The organism is Rhizobium sp. SVR5-2C, from assembly GCF_056755115.1.
Map to the genome: position 1 here is coordinate 17,785 of NZ_JBNDHT010000021.1, position 15,928 is coordinate 33,712.

Consider the following 15,928-nt stretch of genomic DNA (forward strand, 5'->3'; position numbering starts at 1 on the left):
AGATGACGAAGAGGGCGATCCGGATCGGTGTGATCGGCTGCGGTTTTTACGCGCAAAACCATCTGAATGCGTGGAAGGACCTCTCGGCTGATGGAGCCGTGCTTGCCGCGGTCTGTGATGTCGACGTCGGCAAAGCCGAAGCGGCCGGCCGCGAATTCGGCGCTCCCTCCTACACCGATGCCGCGGCATTGCTTGCGACCGAACGGCTTGACGCGGTCGACATCGTTACCCGCCACGACACGCATCGTGCGCTCTGCGAACTGGCAATAGAGAAAGGCGTCGCCACCATCGTGCAGAAGCCTTTCGCTCCGAGCTGGGACGACTGCGTGGCCATCGTCGAGGCAGCACAGAAAGCCGGTGTGTGGCTCGCGGTTCATGAAAATTTTCGCTTCCAGACACCGATGCGTCATGTCAAGCGGGTGATCGACGGAGGCGCCATCGGCACGCCGAGCTGGGCACGCATAACATTTCGAACGGGCTTCGACGTCTATCGCACGCAGCCCTACCTCTATGACGACGAACGGCTGGCGATCGCCGATGTCGGCATCCACGTACTTGACGTCGCACGCTTCTTTATGGGCGAGGTCGAGCGCATGTCCTGCGAAACCCAGCGCCGCAGTCCCAAGGCGCGGGCCGAGGATACGGCGACGATGCTCCTGCACCATCGCGGCGGCGCGGTCAGCGTGGTCGAATGCACCTATGAAGCGCGGCGCGATCCCGACCCATTCCCGGAAACATTGCTGGAAATCGAGGGAGAGGCCGGGTCGATTGTCGTTCGCAGCGGATTGTCGATGCGGATTACAAGCCACGGCAAAGTCACCGAGCAGGATATCGGCTCAGTTTTGCGACCGTGGACAAGCCACCCCTGGCATGTTTCGCAGGAAGGCTGTTTCATGGCCTGTCGCCATTTTCTCGATTGTCTGCAGCGCCAGGTCCCCGCCGAAACATCGGGCGAGGACAATCTCAAGACCTACGCCCTTGTGGACGCGGCCTATCGTGCGGCCGCCGAATATCGGGCAATCGTTCCCGCCCAGTGGAAGGGAAGCGCCAGCGCCCTCCCGACAGACGGGAGGGTGCAATGACGACAACGGGTCGGCAAAAGGCGCAAGGACGATGGAGGCAAAGGGGTGGTGCCGCCCCCTTCGCGATCACCGTAACGTTCGAACTCATCGAGGGCGCCTTTCCCGAATTCCATCAGCTGGTTAGTGAGAATGCGGCGATTTCCGTCGAACTCGAGCCGGATTGCCTGCGCTTCGATGTGTTGACGCCGGCGGATGCAACCGATCCAACGCATGTCTTTCTGTATGAGATCTACAAGGATCGGGCCGCCTTTGACCTGCATCTTGCTTCGGACCACTTCCGCCAATTCGACAAGCGCTCTCGCGACCTGGTGACCAGAAAGACCGTCTTTGCTTACACTGTGCAGGAAAACATAAGGAACGAATATGAGCGACGACGTCAGTGACCGCGATCGGACGGACGAGCCGATCGCTGGACGCCGGAAACGACCGCGATCCTCGAAGACGGCAACCTGCGGACCATCTGCTTTGCGGGCATCGAGGTGGTTCGAGGGCACTGTTAAATTAATGTGTCCCGGCCAGAATCATGGAGGATGGCATTGCCTCAGGCGGCTTCAATGCGCGCGATCGCACTCCAATTTGCATGGCAATTGCTCGCAGTTCGCGATGATGGACAGATTAAATATCGTGCGGTCAGAACCTGTTCTCGATCGGCCTCAAGGGCGTCAAGCACGTCAAGAATAATCAAATCCTATCGGAAGGCGAACAGCGAGCGCTTGCGCTAGCATGCTTCCTCGCCGAAATCGGGGACGACCGCGAGAACTACGGAATGATCATTGACGATCCTGTGTCGTCTCTCGATCACATACGCATGCGTCGGGTTGCCAGGCGATTGGTCGCCGAAGCCGCGAAGGGTCGGCAGGTAGTCATCTTCACGCACAACATCGTGTTCTTCAACGAGATCGTCTCCGAGGCGGCCAGGGTCGGCGAACGAGCACCACTTGTGAAAACGGTCATTCGAAAGACAGACACTGCCGGGTTTGGCGTCATCGAGGAAGACAGGGAGCCTTGGATCGCCGACCTCAACGTTCGCATCGCCGACCTCAGACAACGCGCCAAGGCGAATGCAGCTTTGACTGAGCACGATACCGACAGCTATCGCAGGCTGGTCAAAGACTCCTACTCGGATCTGCGAGAAACTTGGGAACGTGCCGTCGAGGAGCTTGTCCTCAACAAGACGGTTGTCCGCTTTGTTCCCGATGTGATGACGCAGCGGCTTAAGGAAGTAGGGGTCGACGACAACGATTATAAGACGATCTACCATGCAATGAAGCAGGTCTCGGAGCGCTCAGGTCATGACATGTCGTATGGACGGGACCTACCGGCACCAAGGCCGAACGACATGACCGACGATCTCAAGCTGCTCGAAGAATTCTGCGCCTCTTATAAGGCGAAAAAGAAGCTGCTGGCCGCAACAAGGGAAAAGCTCGAAAGTCCCGTCAAGGCGCTCTTGGAGTAGGCTTCAAGATTTCAGCAGAATTGTCCGGACCAAGAAGATCGATCGGGATCACCTGAAATGAATGGCGCAGTTTCGCAGCATCGCTTTCGGCGAGGGTTTGCTTTCGGGCTAGTGACGGCCGCCGTCGTTTTCGTGATATGGAATACCGGAGGGCAGCCTTCTTGGTGTGCTCCATCTGTCCCGTCTTGGCTTCCTTGCTTCCTTGGGCGCAGCCGGAAGAACACTGTGTGAGGGAGTGGATCTCAGCACTGAGCGGCTGGGCTGCTGTCGCAATTGCAATCCCGACAATTCGTTTCCTTGCCAAGCAGGTGAAAGACGCTGATCGCTTCCATCGCCAAACCGTCGCGATGACGCTTGAAAAGAACCTGACGCTTGCGAAGCGAATGACACGCCGATGCGGGAACGAAAGGCGTCGTATCGACAGGATCAAGGCAAACTTGTCAAAAATGAACGCTACCGCTGGTGCAGCGGGGAACCCGACGATCCTCTCTCCTGAAACAGCGAAAATGGTGATCAAGCTGATTGAGAATTTTGCGGAAGCAGATCTCGACGAATTTGAAGCGGTCAGATTTGTTGGCGCCACCTATCTGCGTAGCGCCAGAAAGGCGTTGGCACGTGTTGAGGAGATAACGAAAAATGCGGCCAAGACTACTGCCGGGCTGTCGGTGACTGGGCGAGATTTGCAACGCATCGATTCAGCGGTAACGCGCGCGCAACTCCATCTAAAAAGGCTGGAGGACCACGCGAGGGAGTATTTGAAGAAGTGGGAGGTCGGATAATCTTCGCCGACGTCGGGACCTGCTCGATGTCGGACTTGCGGTATTAAGGGCGCACAGCAAGATCGCGCTAGCACCAGTCAATGGCTTCAGGCGCCAGCGAGGCGTTCGAACCTGATAATATCGACGTCATCTCCCAGGAGCTCGGATGCGATTTCAATGATCTTGCCCTCGTGTGTAAACAAGATCGGTTGGAACGCCCGCCCTCCGGACGCCAGAGTTTTCAATCCGGAAGCCTTTCGCTCGTCGTCGAACGACTGAAATACATCGTCCGTTATGAAAGGCAGTGGCTCGTTGCGGCTGCAGAAGTCCTCGATGAACGCCAGACGGAAGGCGAGGTAAAGCTGATCTGCGGAACCTTCGCTGAGCGCCTTCGTCGGGAGCTGCTCACCGTCGGCTCGTTCTGCCTTGAGCCTTATCGCATCCTGATCGTCGAATTCCTGCACCAAGCGAATGAAGGAGCCGTTCGTCAAGGTGGCGAAGTACTCACTTGCCCGCGCGAGCAGCGGATCTGCCTGTGACTCTCTATAACGTTCCATAGAGGTCGATAGCAGTTTTGAGGCGAGCCTCAGAACCGCCCACTGACGGGCCAGATCCTGTGTCTCTTGTTCCGCAGAGGCCTTGTCGAAAGCAGCCTGCTCCGCGCTCATTCCGGTCTCGAGCGCTTCTTTTGTCGATGCCAATTCAGCGAGTCTTCCCTTGAGCTTGCCGAACATGTCGAACTGTTGAGAATCCTCGGCTGCCAGCGCCTCGATCTCCAAATCGGCAGCGACGCGATCGAAGTCGTCCAGTTTCACCCGGATGTCTTCTTCGCTGATGCCCCTGGAATGCAGCGACAGCCTCCGCCGACTGTCGTCGAGCTTCTCGACCACGGCACGACGCCTTCCGAGACGCTCGAGAAGTGTCCTGCCGTCCATCTGAACATTCAGGCGATCCAACTGAACAGCGACAGCCTGACTGATCGACTGGCGTTCCTCGGCTATCTGTTGAAGTTCGGCGGAAACTCGGTCTCGGCTCGTGGCGAGATGGCGGTTATGATCCTCGGCAGATTGTGCGTCGGTCATTCGTTTGTGCACGATATCGACAGCGAGCATCGGAGCCAGTCTGGAAAGATCGTCGCCGATCGATTTGCATATTGTCGACAGCTTGTCCTCGAACTGATCGATGTTGCGTGTCATGCCGTCCACGCGACGCTGTCTGTTCTGCCTTTCGGCATAGCAGCGTGGGATCTCTTTCCAGACTTGAATTGCTGCCTCTGCCATCTCGAGGGTCGGAGCATTATCGAGCCCGAAAGCAACGCAGGTCTCGGCGAAGTGGGATTGCCACTCATCAACTCTTATAGCCAAGGCAGCGATCTTGCGCTCACCGTCGGCTATGTCGCTTTCCAGCGCCTCTTGACGGGCGCGCTCCATGCGCCTCTCATCCCATGCCTTCGCCTGTTCGGCCAGCTTTGCCTCCACAAGCCTGACATTAGACGAGAGCGGACCGGCAAGTGTCGCTTCAAGCCCGAGGGCGGTTGCAATGTTCGCTAGTTCAGATGTGACCTGGACCTTCCGGCTTTGCAGAATGCGAAGCTGATCCTCCAGGTCTCGGACGCTCTCGCGCCGCTTAACAATGGCATCGATGCTGCGTAGCCATTTGCCCATCTGATCAATATCGAGAACAGGAACTCCCGCATGGTCGAAAAGACGCGAAAACGCGGCCTGTACACTGTCCTCGTGATCCCGCGCGGCCTCGAGTTCAAGCTCCCCGGCCCCGATGGCACTATCAAGTCGAGCCAACCTCAGCGTCAGTTCCGAGTGGCGGGCGGTTCGCTCAGCTTGCGACAGTGCACCGTCCGATAGCTTGTCCGCCTCGCTAACAAGCGTTGGCAACACATCGTCCCATAGCTTGCCGGATTGAAATCCGACAATGGCCGCATCGCGAGCCGCCCTCGCCTCTTCGATCATCGAGCGGGTAATAAGGTGCCGATCATCTTCGAGGTCCGAAATAAGCTGTGTTACGTCCTCACGCTCCAAGCGGCGCTCTGCCTGCTTTTCCTGGGCACGTTTCACACGGTCGGAAGCTGCTACAAGATTGGGGCGGTGTTTCTCCAATTCAACTTCGTCCGGAAGCGGAAGCTTTAGAAGAGCTTCGATATCCTCAACCGGAGGAGCCAGGCGAGCCATCGCTTCGCCAATATCCTGCCGTGCCCTTGCTAGCGCAGTGTCGATCTCCTCAATCCGGTCGATCGATCGGATATCTGGCTGGAGGGCACCAAGGCGCTCCGGCAGATGCCCGACATCTTGAAGCGTACCACCGCTCTCGGTTCGTTGCATACGGCTGAATTCCGAAGTCTGGTCTTCTAAGCGCTGCCGTAGGGTCGTCTCGGCGCGTTTCAGCTCGTTTCCATCACGGATAAGACTATTGAGACGATTGATTTGAGCATCGGCTGGCTGCGTCTGGATGAGTGTTTCAACAGAACCCCTCTGACCTGCCCTGCGACCGAGACCAGCAAGCTCGAGATCGAAATCCGCCACCTCTGCCCTGACCCTGGAGAAATCGGCTTTCGCTTGAGAATACGCCACTTTTTCCGTGAGAAGTTCGTGAATCAAGTCTCGCTGCTTCAAAACAGCAGGGTCGAGCTGCAGTGCCTCAAACTCGTCCCGAATGCGCTCGCTCGTCTCGAGGGAGGCAGCTTCTCGTGTGGCGAGTTCGTGGAGACGTGCCAATTGTTTTTCAAGCTGCTGCTCGGTTTCCTTCGGAACTGCGGCGATCTCGTCAAATTCCGCCAGTCCGGCCAACTCTACATCGACATCAGTCAGGAGCGGTTCGAGCGTGCGTAGGTTCTGTAGAAGATCAAGACGAGTTTTCGTTCGTAAACGCGCGTGACCAAGCTCTTCCAACTGGCGCTCAACCTCGTGGATTTCATTAGAAAGGCGCTTCCAGTCGGGAGAACGGAGCTCATGAACTTTCTCGGACTGCCGCGCAGCCTCGTGACGGTCGAGCGCCTGATAGAAGGCCCGATCCTTCGATTTCCGCTGAGAGAAAATCGCGTCAGCCTCACTGTCCAAGCTCTTGCGCAACTGAGTGAGCCCAGTCAGTCCGGACGCGGCCGAGAACAGGAGGCGGCCGATCTCGCCATCGCCCGTCGCCATCTCCTCTCCCCCTTGGCGGAGCCTGGCCGAATCCATTCCAAAGGCCTTTTCAAAGACGGTCCGGCTCATCGCGCCGATGAAGGGTGAGAGAATATCGTCGGCAAGAGGCGCCTCTTGTTCCGAATTGGAGACCAATGTTGTCTTGCGGCCTTTCCGGCGCCGGAAATCGATCGATGCTCCGTCTCGACGCGTCAGGCTCGCGCCGACCCTGAGGATGGATGGCTCGAACTTGTGCAATCCGGCAAGTTCGTTCTGAAAGCCGAACAGGAGGTCAGATAGGGCACGGAGCATAGTGGACTTGCCCGCCTCATTCGGCCCGTAAACGATATGCAACTTGGCATCCGGCCGAAAAGGAATGGATCGGTTCGAAAGTGAGCCGTATCGGAGAAGATCAAGCCGATCGAAGCGCATGGTTCAGCCCGCAGCGGTCATTCGTGCCAGAAGCAGTTCACGCGCCTCTTTCAGCAGTTCCAAATTTGAAGCGCCAAGGGGGCTATCGTTGGTGGCGAGGCCTCCTGGCATCTTCGGCAAGATTTCCATCAAGATCTCATCGACATGGATGGCGTCATCCTCATGAGCCCCTAAAGCTCTGAGAAGCTCAATCCCTGCGAAGGCGTTTTCCGCGACGGCCACCGAGGAGGAGAGCCGCAGCTCAAGTTTCTCGATCCAGATGTCACTGTACGCCCGCTGGCAGGCCGCGAGCACCTCATCCTGCCACTGCGCTCGATCACGCGCCAAATCGTCATAGAACGCACAGGCTCCGGAAATCCGGATGCGTGCCGCGACTGGCTTGCCGTCGAACTGCGCAGACAAGCGGGCGGTTTCTTCCTCAATCCGCTTCAATACATCGACATCGAGATCGCTTTCGCTAACGTCGATGCCGATTGAGATGAATCGGGCGCTGTCCACGACAAGACGGTCGACGGTTGCGACACCATGATCGACAGTCACAACTACTGCACCTTTTGCGCCTTGCTCACGGATGCTTCGACCCTGGAGATTACCTGGGAAGACAACCAACGGATCGGATGCGACTATCTCAAATTCGTGGACATGGCCAAGCGCCCAATACTCGTAAGCGCGGGATCGCAAATCGTCGACCGAGCACGGAGCATAGGCCTCATGCCCCTCTCGCCCGGTCATCGAGGTGTGCAGAACCCCTATGTTGAACCAGCCTGCAATTGCCGAAGGATAGCCGAGGGCTAGATTCTCGTATGCCGCCCGGTCCGTAAAACCCTGTCCATGAAGCGCGACCTTCTTTTCCTCGAAGAGGAAAGTGGAGGGCTTGCTCGTTGCGAATTCGTGCACATTGTCCGGCAGCGTGATCGTCTTGGTGATCACGCTCGCAGCATCGTGGTTTCCTCGTATCAGGTAGACTGGGATCCCCGCCCGCTGTAGCCGGCCCATTTCACAATTGAAGAAAAGACCGACCTTGTTGTCCTTCCAGTCCCCGTCATAGATGTCTCCCGCAATGACGACGAAGTCGACGGCGAGTTCGACCGCACGGCTGACCAGCAGCGTTACTGCCTGCCTGGTCGCTCGCGAAAATAGCGCGGCGAGCTGCTCATCCTTTACCGATAGGCCTCGGAAAGGGCTCCCTAGGTGGAGATCAGCGGCGTGAATGAATCTGAACGAGGTCACGACTCTTCTTCGGTGGGTGCTTAATGCTCCACTCTAACGCGCTCATTTTCCGCGGGTACCCAGATACAGCCGTTGTCCACTGGTTTCGAGACCGTATTCAACACGAAACGCGATCTAGCAGTCGTTGCAGACCACGATCCTCGCATAGCCATTCGCGAAAGCTAAATCTCCAATCGGTCCAGCTCTGACGCAACTGTATTCTCGGCTTACCGGACTCGCGCGACCGAAGGCTCCCAGTGTCACCCTGTGTCCCAAACGCTCAACCACCAATCATGGGGCTTTCCGACGCACCGACGTACCTCGCTGACGATCCAGCCGGCGTCTGTGAGTTCGGACCGCAGGGCAGGCTCACGCCAGTACGTCTCGACGTAGTGGCGCGGCGCTGCAGCACTGCCGTGTGTGGACACATCCTCGCCGTCGCCCTCTCTAACCGAGGCGTGCAGTCGGCCACCAGTCCGGGTCGCCTCGGCAAGCCGTCCAAGCACCGTACCGAAATCATCGCGCGACGTGAATCAGGCAGGCACAGGCCCAGATCCCGTCGTACGGCGTGCCAGGACGCTGCGGGTCGGCCAGGTCTTCGGTCAGCGTCCAACAGGTCGGCCTCGAAGCCACTCTCGCGAAGCAGTTTGACGAAACTCTTCGCAATGTCGGTGCGCCGGACGCTAATCGCGCTCCCCCTTCAAGACAAGAGGCTCGATGAGCGAGAGGCCCATCAGCCCGTTGCGCCTTTCGAACTTCGGCAGTTGGTGACATCGCGGGCGATTTGCTTCCCAGCTCTAGCAGAAATGGGATCAAAGACACCACTGACCGATTGCCGATGCTGCCGGGCGGCAATGCGCGCCTTTATAATGGTCATCAAGCCACAGGTCGCTGTTGCTGCAAAGCGGACATGACGCAGTCACAACGCGGGTCGCAGTTGCGCCAGAAAGCCGCCATTCCGCCCCCTGCGGGTGATTAGATCACGAATTCCTCCTCGTACGTCTGTGGCTCGGGAACGACCGTAACCTCCACCGGAACGATCCAATTGGCCGCGTAGCTCTCGCAGTCGGAACGCGGGAGGTCGGGCTGCACGCACCCCGCCCCATCGATCGCGCGACATCGCAGTATATATCGCCCCACTTCTTCAGGGGTCCACATGTACTCCCATAAGCGCCATGCAAAGGGACATTCTGTTTCGAGGAGCCTTCCCTCGCGCCAGCCCCTGCCATCTCCGGTGCAGACCTGCACCTGCCGGATGACAGCCTCTCCGCTCCACGCGGCTCCGAAAATCCGATAAGGTTGGCCGGCGATGAGGTGCGCCCCCTGCACGGGACGCGCGATCTGCGCTTTGACCTCCATCTCCGCAAGGGGGACCAGCCTGGGTTCCCCGAGGCTGCGCTCCCAACGGAAATAGTCGCGCGCCTGCCAGTAGCCAAGGAACGGTTGCTCCACAACCGTGATATGCGTGATCCACTTGACCCAAGCCATGCCAAACCAGCCACCCACGACCGCGCGTAGCGGGTAGCCGTGATCGCGCGTCAACGGCTCCTCGTTCATCGAATAGGCAAGGATCGTGCTGTGAGCGATGGCCTTCTCAAGCGGTAAACTGCGCGCAAAAGCGATGGGGCCGGGAGAAGCCGTTTTCTTGTTCGTGTCGACGACGCCGCTGTCGGCGCCTGCGAGCAGAACCTCACGTGCGGTTCGCTTAACGCCCGCCATTTCCAAAATCTCGCGCAGAAGAACACCTGTCCACGCGGCATTGCCGACGGCTCCGTTCTGCCACTGCAACCCCTCCTTGGGCGGGACATAGTAGACGCGCCCGTTTCCTGCGCACTCGACGACGGCGGTGAAAGTCGTGCTCCGCATCGCCTTGATGCTGTCGAGGTCAAGTTCGATCGGCCGCTCCACCGCCCCGCCAACGCGCAATCTCCAGTCTCGTGCATCGAGGTCCGGCGACGGGAAATGGTTTCGCACGAAGAACAGCTCGGTTGGGATCGGCCAATCGGAGAGCGACGCAAACGGAAACTCGATGTTCGGTGGGGATTTCTGTCGAACTATTAGACTGGGTTGCTCTGGTGTCGGCATCGTCCTCGTCTCCCCTTCCAAGAGCACAACATCGGCTCTCGGTCGCGCGAATTCCGGTTCGATCACACCACCCCTCGCAGTGCGTCTGTCGCGTTCCGCCTTCGGCCGCATTCTAGCACATACCGCACGTTCCTCGGATCGACCTCGAACGGCTACAAAGGGCCCGAATGGTGCTATAGGCCCACGTCTTTTTCGCGCCCGCTCGTCGTTCAGGCACTACCGCTGGAGAAGACCAGCAACATATTGTTGGTAGACATCTCGATCGTCTCGCGGAGATTAAGTCCAGCGGCCTCACCCACTTGTTCAAGATCAGCGATATCACGTACACCCCAGGATGGGTTGCGCGCCTTTAGAGCCGCGTCGAAAGCAGCGTTCGAGGGGGCATTGTGTGCCCCGTCGCGCATGAATGGGCCGTAGAGAAGAAGAAGCCCACCAGCGTGAAGCAAACGGCCAGCTCCTGCGAACAATCCTAAGCTTGCTGCCCATGGCGCGATATGGATCATATTGATCGACACGATGGCGTCAAAATGCCCCGTTTGTTCGACGCCCCATTGTCCTGAGCACACATCAATATCCCGCGGTGCCAGCACATTCTTCAGCCCTGCGAATTTGATCCAGCTAGACGTGCTGCTGCGGGCGTCGGCATCCGGATCGCTCGGCTGCCAGGTGAGGTTGGGCATTGCTCCCGCAAAACACACGGCGTGCTCGCCGGTCCCGCATCCAATCTCCAGCACGGCGCCACATGTTGGAAGGACACGTTTTAGGACTGCGAGGATCGATGCCGAATTTCGCACCGCGGAAGGTGAGAACATGCGCTGGTCGGCGCTTATGTCGCGCTGTTCCAGCGCAACAGGCGAACGGTCATTCTTCTCTGGGGGCATCGGCCTTGAATCCCTTTGGGCGATGTCTCCCACCTTATAGCTGAAATGATGGGACTGAAACCAACGATTTCGGACTTACGAAGGGAGTCGTCGGCGACGCTGAGTAGCCTTCGTTCCATCAACAAATGGTTCCGCATTACCCTCGCCGGCCATCGAGAAAGCAATGACATCTCGCCATCGGCATGACCGGCGAACTTCCAACAGGATAGTTAGAATTCGATAAATCCATTTCCGGGACAGAAGGACCAGCCTGCTACACAACCTATGAAACAAGGGGCTAGCAATGGCTGGAAAGTCAGGCGACAAGATGAGCGAAGACCCAGGTCTTTGTTACCCTAGCACTGCAGAGCCACTTCGTATTCGTTTCCTTCCTGCACTTTCTTGAGGAGCGCACTCCTTCATGGGCTCGCCGGCGACACCCTCCAGAACATCGTAATCGACCTGCACGGATCCCGAAGGTATGTCGTGCCGGATGAGTTTCATGGTGCGAGCTGCGAGATCGCGGATGAGCTTCGGATTGATGGAGGTCAATGCAGACTGGCTCTTCAGCGCCTTGAAGATCCAGTCGAAGTCGTTCGTGTGATCGCTCGTGTCGGGAACTCCCGACCTTCGGCTGCGAAGATCGATTGATCCGGAGGATGCTTCTCTTCAGCGTCCGGCCGCCAGATGATCTGGTACACGTTGCCCGGATTATGTCCTTTGGTGCGCCTGCCGAGACATCTACCTGCCGGATGACTGGCAGCATTCAACATTGACCTCGGGACGTTGTCCGACATTGCCGAGATGGTGGCACTGCCTTGATACGCACCCTCTTCGCGCTGGTCAGTGGCGGCCGATCCGCTTCCACCTTCTTCCGCGAGTTTCCGGCGCTCTTGACCGCCTTCTTATCGGTATCCCTGGAGACACCTTTCTTCTTTGCTTCCTACTTGACATCATGATCCCTGGCCTCCGGCAACGCAGGCCCGATCCTGTGCGCGGCCTCGGGATGTCTGTGTCTTTGCCATCGTGCATCTCCGTAGAATGAACGCTCGCGGGAAAAACTCCCGGGGATTCCGGTGGTTCCCGTGGGAGGTTGTGAAAGTCGATGAGGCGTTGCTTGAAGCGCCAACCGAAAGCGATATTCAGTTCGCCGAGGAATGAGTTAATGCGATATCTATGGACACTGGAAAGCGACGGACGCGAACCTAATCGAGCTCATCCACGCCGATGAGCTGCCCGGAGTGATGTCGCCGGATTGGATCGTCGCGACGCTTCAAATGGACGAGGACGATGAGGGTGTCGCCATCCATTCGTCGCCACTCGGCTGGCGCATCCGGGTGAAACGAATCGCATGAGCAAGGAGGATGAACCTTCGATGCAGCCTGAATCAATCTCTGAGGGCGATTCTGTAAGCCATTGAAAAATGATTCGTTTGGAGTCGGAACGAATCACCTTCGCACGTCTTTGAATCGCACCTAGTGATTCGGAGTCAAGCGTATGGCATCGGGACATCGCGCCCAATGGAAGGGCTTTCTGAAGTTTGGCGAGGTAAGCTGCGGCGTCGCTCTTTATACGGCAGCGTCCACCAGCGAGCGCATAACCTTCAACACGATCAACAAGGCATCCGGCAACCGGGTCAGCCGCATCTTCATCGACAGTGAGACCGAGGATCCTGTTCCGAAGGAGAAGCAGACCAAGGGCTTCGAGATCGACAGTGGCCAGTACATCATCATTGATCCCGAGGAAGTGGCGGCGACGATCCCGGAGAACAACAAAACGCTCGATATCGAGGCCTTCATCCCTTGCTCCGAAGTCGACGACGTCTATTTCGACAAGCCCTACTACTTGACCCCGGACAAGATGGGAGGGGATGCGTTCGTCGCTCTTCGCGACGGTATGAAGAAGTCGAATGTCGCGGCAATCGCACGGGCCGTCCTCTTCCGTCGGGTTCGCTCTGTCCTGATACGGCCCCACGGGAAGGGCTTGATCGCCACGACCATGAACTACGACTACGAGGTTCGCTCGTCGAAGAAGGCATTCGAGGAGATGCCGAAGCTGAAGATCGAAGGTGAAATGCTCGATCTCGCGAAGCACATCATCTCCACGAAGAAAGGCGAGTTCGATCCCGCCACGTTCGACGACCGCTACGAGGCCGCCCTTGCCGAGCTGGTGAAAGCCAAGATCGAAGGCAAGTCGTTGCCGAAGCCAAAGAAGGTCGAGGTCTCCAAGCCAAACGATCTGCTTGCCGCCCTTCGTGAGAGTGCTGGTTTGCTGAAGGCTGACGCCGCCGAGAATACCAACACGAAACGCACCGCCGCAAACGCGAATAAGGGCGGTGGTCGACACCGCGCCGCGCGCGGAGTGGCTTCGAAGGGCGCCTCCTCCGGGGCTGCTCCGCGTCGCAAGGCAAGCTAGGGAGATTGACCAATGGCACCTCGATATTACTGGAAAGGCTATCTGAAGCTGTCCCTGGTCACCTGCCCCGTCGCAATGACCCCGGCGACATCGGAATCCGAAAAGGTCCGCTTCCACACGCTGAACAAGGACACCGGCAACCGCGTAGTCTCGCAGTATGTCGACTCCGTTACCGGGAAGCCTCTCAAGGAAGGAGCAGAGGCCAAGGGCTACGCCCGCGGTGAGAACGACTACGTCATTCTCACCGATGACGACCTTGATCGGGTGGCACTCGATACGGTGAAGACTATCGACATCGAGAAGTTCGTCCCCGCCGATAGCATCGAGTGGGTCTACCTCGAGAAGCCGCATTACCTGATGCCTGACGACGCCGTTGGCAATGAGGCCTTCGCCGTCATCAGGGACGCGATGAAGTCCGATAAGGTTGTCGGTGTTTCCAAACTCGTCATGGGGCGCCGCGAGCGCGCGGTCATCCTCGAGCCGCGTGACGAAGGCATCATCCTCTGGTCGCTCCGGTTTGGCGATGAGATTCGGCCGGAAGAGAGCTATTTCGAGGATATCGAGGATGAGGCCGATCCCGATCTCGTCCCCCTAGTTCAGAAACTCATCAATCAGAAGTCCGCACACTGGTCGCCGGACATGGTCAGCGATCCTATTCAAACCAGCCTGTTGAAGCTCATCGCCGAGAAGAAAAAGGCGTTGAAACCGAAAAAGGCGGCGAAGGGGAAAGCTGCGGAAGCGGCTCCGAAATCCAATGTGGTCAACATTATGGATGCACTCCGGAAGAGCGTCGAAGCCGATCTCAAAGGCAGGAAGGCCGGGTAGTCACATGCACTTGTTGGAAACCAAGGTTGCTCACGAGAGAACTGTCTGGCGCATTGATTTTGTCGGTGACGAAGGGGAAGCCGTGTCGATCAATGTTGCGGACAGTCACGCTGCGAACGAGGAAGAGGCCATTGAGCGTGCGAAGGAAGTCATGGTCCAGTTGACGGCATATGGCACGCGTGGCGGCGGCCGGAGCATCAATCCTTACGATGCCGCCAGCAATGGAAACTTCGACGACGACGAGCCGTTGCTGATCCGCTGTCTGGAACCCCAGCCTTTCAGGCAACAAAAAAGGTCGGGGCAAAACCGCATCGACCTTCCTCACCATCGCCTTCTTACCAGTGCCAGTACATCCGTGGTCAAAAGCATTTCAGCGATGCGGCGTTGCGAGCAGCGAATATCAGCGCTCATCAGCAATGCCTATGAGAGATTCTACCTGAGAAATGTGTCCGCAACAATTCTCAACTAGAAATCATTACCGGAGGATCCTGAACAGGGAATCAGCGTGACTCCAATGCGTGGTCAATCTTGGGAAGCGGGTCAGGCGTTCGAAGGTTCGTCGACCACGTCGCTGGGATCGTCAGTGGGATCCGGGTCGCGGTCGTACGCGGCTCTTAGGGAGTCGAGTTCCTTCTGAATAGCGTTGTAGGTCGACCTGTTTCGCGCCATTGACTACGAACGTGTCGATGAAATCTTCGAGTTTAAGCCGCAGGTCGCCGCGCCAATTCTTAGTCAATGCCTCTCCTCCGGCTGAACGCGAACACCCAGGCACAAAAGGCCCCACGTCGGGCAATGGACGGAAGCGCGCAAGCTCGGAGCGGCGCCCTCGTCCGGTTCGGGGTCGGGAAGCGGCTCCTCATCGGGTATCCGGTCGGGATCACGCGGCGGCGTTTCGACAGGTGGCGGCGATGGCGGCGGCACGATTGGCTCGTTTGGCACAGACATGGGGGTCCTCCTCGCTCCGAGAACGTGGAAAATCACCCGGAGTTCCGTTGACGCTCTGCCCCTTCGACACCATCTGCTGCGACATGCCCAAGACAAGGACGAAAAAGAAGGAAAGCGACGATCCCGAGTTGATCAGGGAGTGGCCGCTTCCCCTGGCTGCGACCCTCGGATCGGGTGTCAGAGTGAAAGGAATCCTGCAGGAAATCCGCTCCCGGCTACCATCCCCGGTCCGCAAGTCGCTGGATATGCAGGCACGCGGGCTCATCCTCGTCATGCCAGAGAGTTCGAAGACAGCATTCAGAGCGACGGCATCGGCCATTTCCAGCGCGCTGGACGGCATCGCAAACCTTCCGGTCATTCCTCGTGAGATCGAGGATATCCTTACGATTACGGCATCTGAGCGGAAGCGCTGGCTCGAAGACGGTCGCCTGCCCAGCGCTGGAACGCGAACGGTCAGGCTGCAAGGTCGCGCAAGGAAGATCACCTTTCACGTATTCGCCCCCCGAGTTGTCGAGGATCTGCTCGACCGTGGCGCCGTGGACGAATGGCGTGAGGAAGACGCTGCGGCGAAAGCGGAAAATCGTAGGCGGGCCGCGTATCAGGCGAAGTTGACGCGTTCGCTGCAGAAAAAGAAAAAAGCCAAACAAACCGAACGAGCCGATGAAGCCGCAACCGGGTTGAGCGGATGGGACGAGTTCGGGAGCGACGGCCTCCTTCGGTAGGATTG

Annotated in this window: 12 protein-coding genes and 3 pseudogenes; 8 read left to right on the forward strand and 7 right to left on the reverse strand. The window is 58.1% G+C overall.

What is annotated here, in order from left to right:
• Nucleotides 1-2 precede the first annotated feature (2 nt).
• The 4 genes from ACPYOI_RS08555 to ACPYOI_RS08570 all read left to right on the forward strand — a co-directional run bounded on the left by ACPYOI_RS08555 (nt 3) and on the right by ACPYOI_RS08570 (nt 3,317).
• Nucleotides 3-1,082, forward strand: a complete 1,080-nt coding sequence (locus ACPYOI_RS08555) for a Gfo/Idh/MocA family protein (RefSeq protein ID WP_481419230.1) — start codon at nt 3-5, stop codon at nt 1,080-1,082.
• Nucleotides 1,079-1,465 (forward strand): putative quinol monooxygenase, encoded by a 387-nt coding sequence (locus ACPYOI_RS08560; RefSeq protein WP_481422791.1) that lies wholly within the window; start codon nt 1,079-1,081, stop codon nt 1,463-1,465. The genes ACPYOI_RS08555 and ACPYOI_RS08560 overlap by 4 nt, the downstream gene beginning before the upstream one ends.
• Before the next feature lie 302 nt (nt 1,466-1,767).
• The gene (locus ACPYOI_RS08565) at nt 1,768-2,538 is read left to right on the forward strand and encodes an AAA family ATPase (RefSeq protein WP_481422796.1); all 771 of its coding nucleotides are present in this window, start codon (nt 1,768-1,770) and stop codon (nt 2,536-2,538) included.
• A 227-nt stretch (nt 2,539-2,765) separates the two neighbouring features.
• Entirely contained in the window at nt 2,766-3,317 is a 552-nt protein-coding gene (locus ACPYOI_RS08570) for a hypothetical protein (RefSeq protein WP_481418801.1), read from the forward strand.
• A gap of 86 nt (nt 3,318-3,403) precedes the next feature.
• On the opposite strand, the gene ACPYOI_RS08575 is transcribed toward ACPYOI_RS08570, so the two are convergent.
• The 6 genes and pseudogenes from ACPYOI_RS08575 to ACPYOI_RS08600 form a co-directional block, all read right to left on the reverse strand.
• Nucleotides 3,404-6,862: an ATP-binding protein gene (locus ACPYOI_RS08575; RefSeq protein WP_481418800.1), complete on the reverse strand. Its 3,459-nt coding sequence runs from the start codon at nt 6,860-6,862 to the stop codon at nt 3,404-3,406.
• Between the two features lie 3 nt (nt 6,863-6,865).
• Complete coding sequence (locus tag ACPYOI_RS08580) at nt 6,866-8,092, reverse strand: metallophosphoesterase family protein (protein ID WP_481418799.1); 1,227 nt, start codon at nt 8,090-8,092, stop codon at nt 6,866-6,868.
• A 239-nt stretch (nt 8,093-8,331) separates the two neighbouring features.
• Nucleotides 8,332-8,759, reverse strand: a pseudogene (locus tag ACPYOI_RS08585) (class I SAM-dependent methyltransferase); the annotation flags it as partial.
• A 287-nt stretch (nt 8,760-9,046) separates the two neighbouring features.
• Complete coding sequence (locus tag ACPYOI_RS08590; protein WP_481418798.1) at nt 9,047-10,156, reverse strand: sulfite oxidase; 1,110 nt, start codon at nt 10,154-10,156, stop codon at nt 9,047-9,049.
• A 209-nt stretch (nt 10,157-10,365) separates the two neighbouring features.
• Entirely contained in the window at nt 10,366-11,037 is a 672-nt protein-coding gene (locus ACPYOI_RS08595; RefSeq protein WP_481418797.1) for a DUF938 domain-containing protein, read from the reverse strand.
• Between the two features lie 835 nt (nt 11,038-11,872).
• Nucleotides 11,873-12,041: pseudogene (locus ACPYOI_RS08600) on the reverse strand (DUF3606 domain-containing protein); the annotation flags it as partial.
• A 472-nt stretch (nt 12,042-12,513) separates the two neighbouring features.
• Here ACPYOI_RS08600 and ku (ACPYOI_RS08605) point away from each other — a divergent pair.
• The 3 genes and pseudogenes from ku (ACPYOI_RS08605) to ACPYOI_RS08615 all read left to right on the forward strand — a co-directional run.
• Nucleotides 12,514-13,431, forward strand: a complete 918-nt coding sequence (ku, locus tag ACPYOI_RS08605; RefSeq protein WP_481418796.1) for a non-homologous end joining protein Ku — start codon at nt 12,514-12,516, stop codon at nt 13,429-13,431.
• 12 nt (nt 13,432-13,443) lie between these two features.
• Nucleotides 13,444-14,256 carry a non-homologous end joining protein Ku gene (gene ku, locus ACPYOI_RS08610; RefSeq protein ID WP_481418795.1) on the forward strand — a complete coding sequence of 271 codons (813 nt, stop codon included), beginning with the start codon at nt 13,444-13,446 and terminating at the stop codon, nt 14,254-14,256.
• 4 nt (nt 14,257-14,260) lie between these two features.
• Nucleotides 14,261-14,509: pseudogene (locus ACPYOI_RS08615) on the forward strand (hypothetical protein); the annotation flags it as partial.
• Nucleotides 14,510-14,988: 479 nt separating this feature from the next.
• Here ACPYOI_RS08615 and ACPYOI_RS08620 read toward each other — a convergent pair.
• Entirely contained in the window at nt 14,989-15,201 is a 213-nt protein-coding gene (locus tag ACPYOI_RS08620) for a hypothetical protein (protein ID WP_481418794.1), read from the reverse strand.
• An 83-nt stretch (nt 15,202-15,284) separates the two neighbouring features.
• Here ACPYOI_RS08620 and ACPYOI_RS08625 point away from each other — a divergent pair, with 83 nt between their 5' ends.
• Complete coding sequence (locus ACPYOI_RS08625) at nt 15,285-15,923, forward strand: hypothetical protein (protein ID WP_481418803.1); 639 nt, start codon at nt 15,285-15,287, stop codon at nt 15,921-15,923.
• Nucleotides 15,924-15,928: the final 5 nt, after the last annotated feature.

Bases quoted from the DNA above. Each gene is read 5' to 3' on its own strand.
- ku (WP_481418796.1), top strand. From the start codon at position 12,514: ATGGCATCGGGACATCGCGCCCAATGGAAGGGCTTTCTGAAGTTTGGC.
- ACPYOI_RS08555 (WP_481419230.1), top strand. From the start codon at position 3: ATGACGAAGAGGGCGATCCGGATCGGTGTGATCGGCTGCGGTTTTTAC.
- ACPYOI_RS08560 (WP_481422791.1), top strand. From the start codon at position 1,079: ATGACGACAACGGGTCGGCAAAAGGCGCAAGGACGATGGAGGCAAAGG.
- ACPYOI_RS08595 (WP_481418797.1), bottom strand. From the start codon at position 11,037: ATGCCCCCAGAGAAGAATGACCGTTCGCCTGTTGCGCTGGAACAGCGC.
- ACPYOI_RS08590 (WP_481418798.1), bottom strand. From the start codon at position 10,156: ATGCCGACACCAGAGCAACCCAGTCTAATAGTTCGACAGAAATCCCCA.
- ACPYOI_RS08575 (WP_481418800.1), bottom strand. From the start codon at position 6,862: ATGCGCTTCGATCGGCTTGATCTTCTCCGATACGGCTCACTTTCGAAC.
- ku (WP_481418795.1), top strand. From the start codon at position 13,444: ATGGCACCTCGATATTACTGGAAAGGCTATCTGAAGCTGTCCCTGGTC.
- ACPYOI_RS08620 (WP_481418794.1), bottom strand. From the start codon at position 15,201: ATGTCTGTGCCAAACGAGCCAATCGTGCCGCCGCCATCGCCGCCACCT.
- ACPYOI_RS08625 (WP_481418803.1), top strand. From the start codon at position 15,285: ATGCCCAAGACAAGGACGAAAAAGAAGGAAAGCGACGATCCCGAGTTG.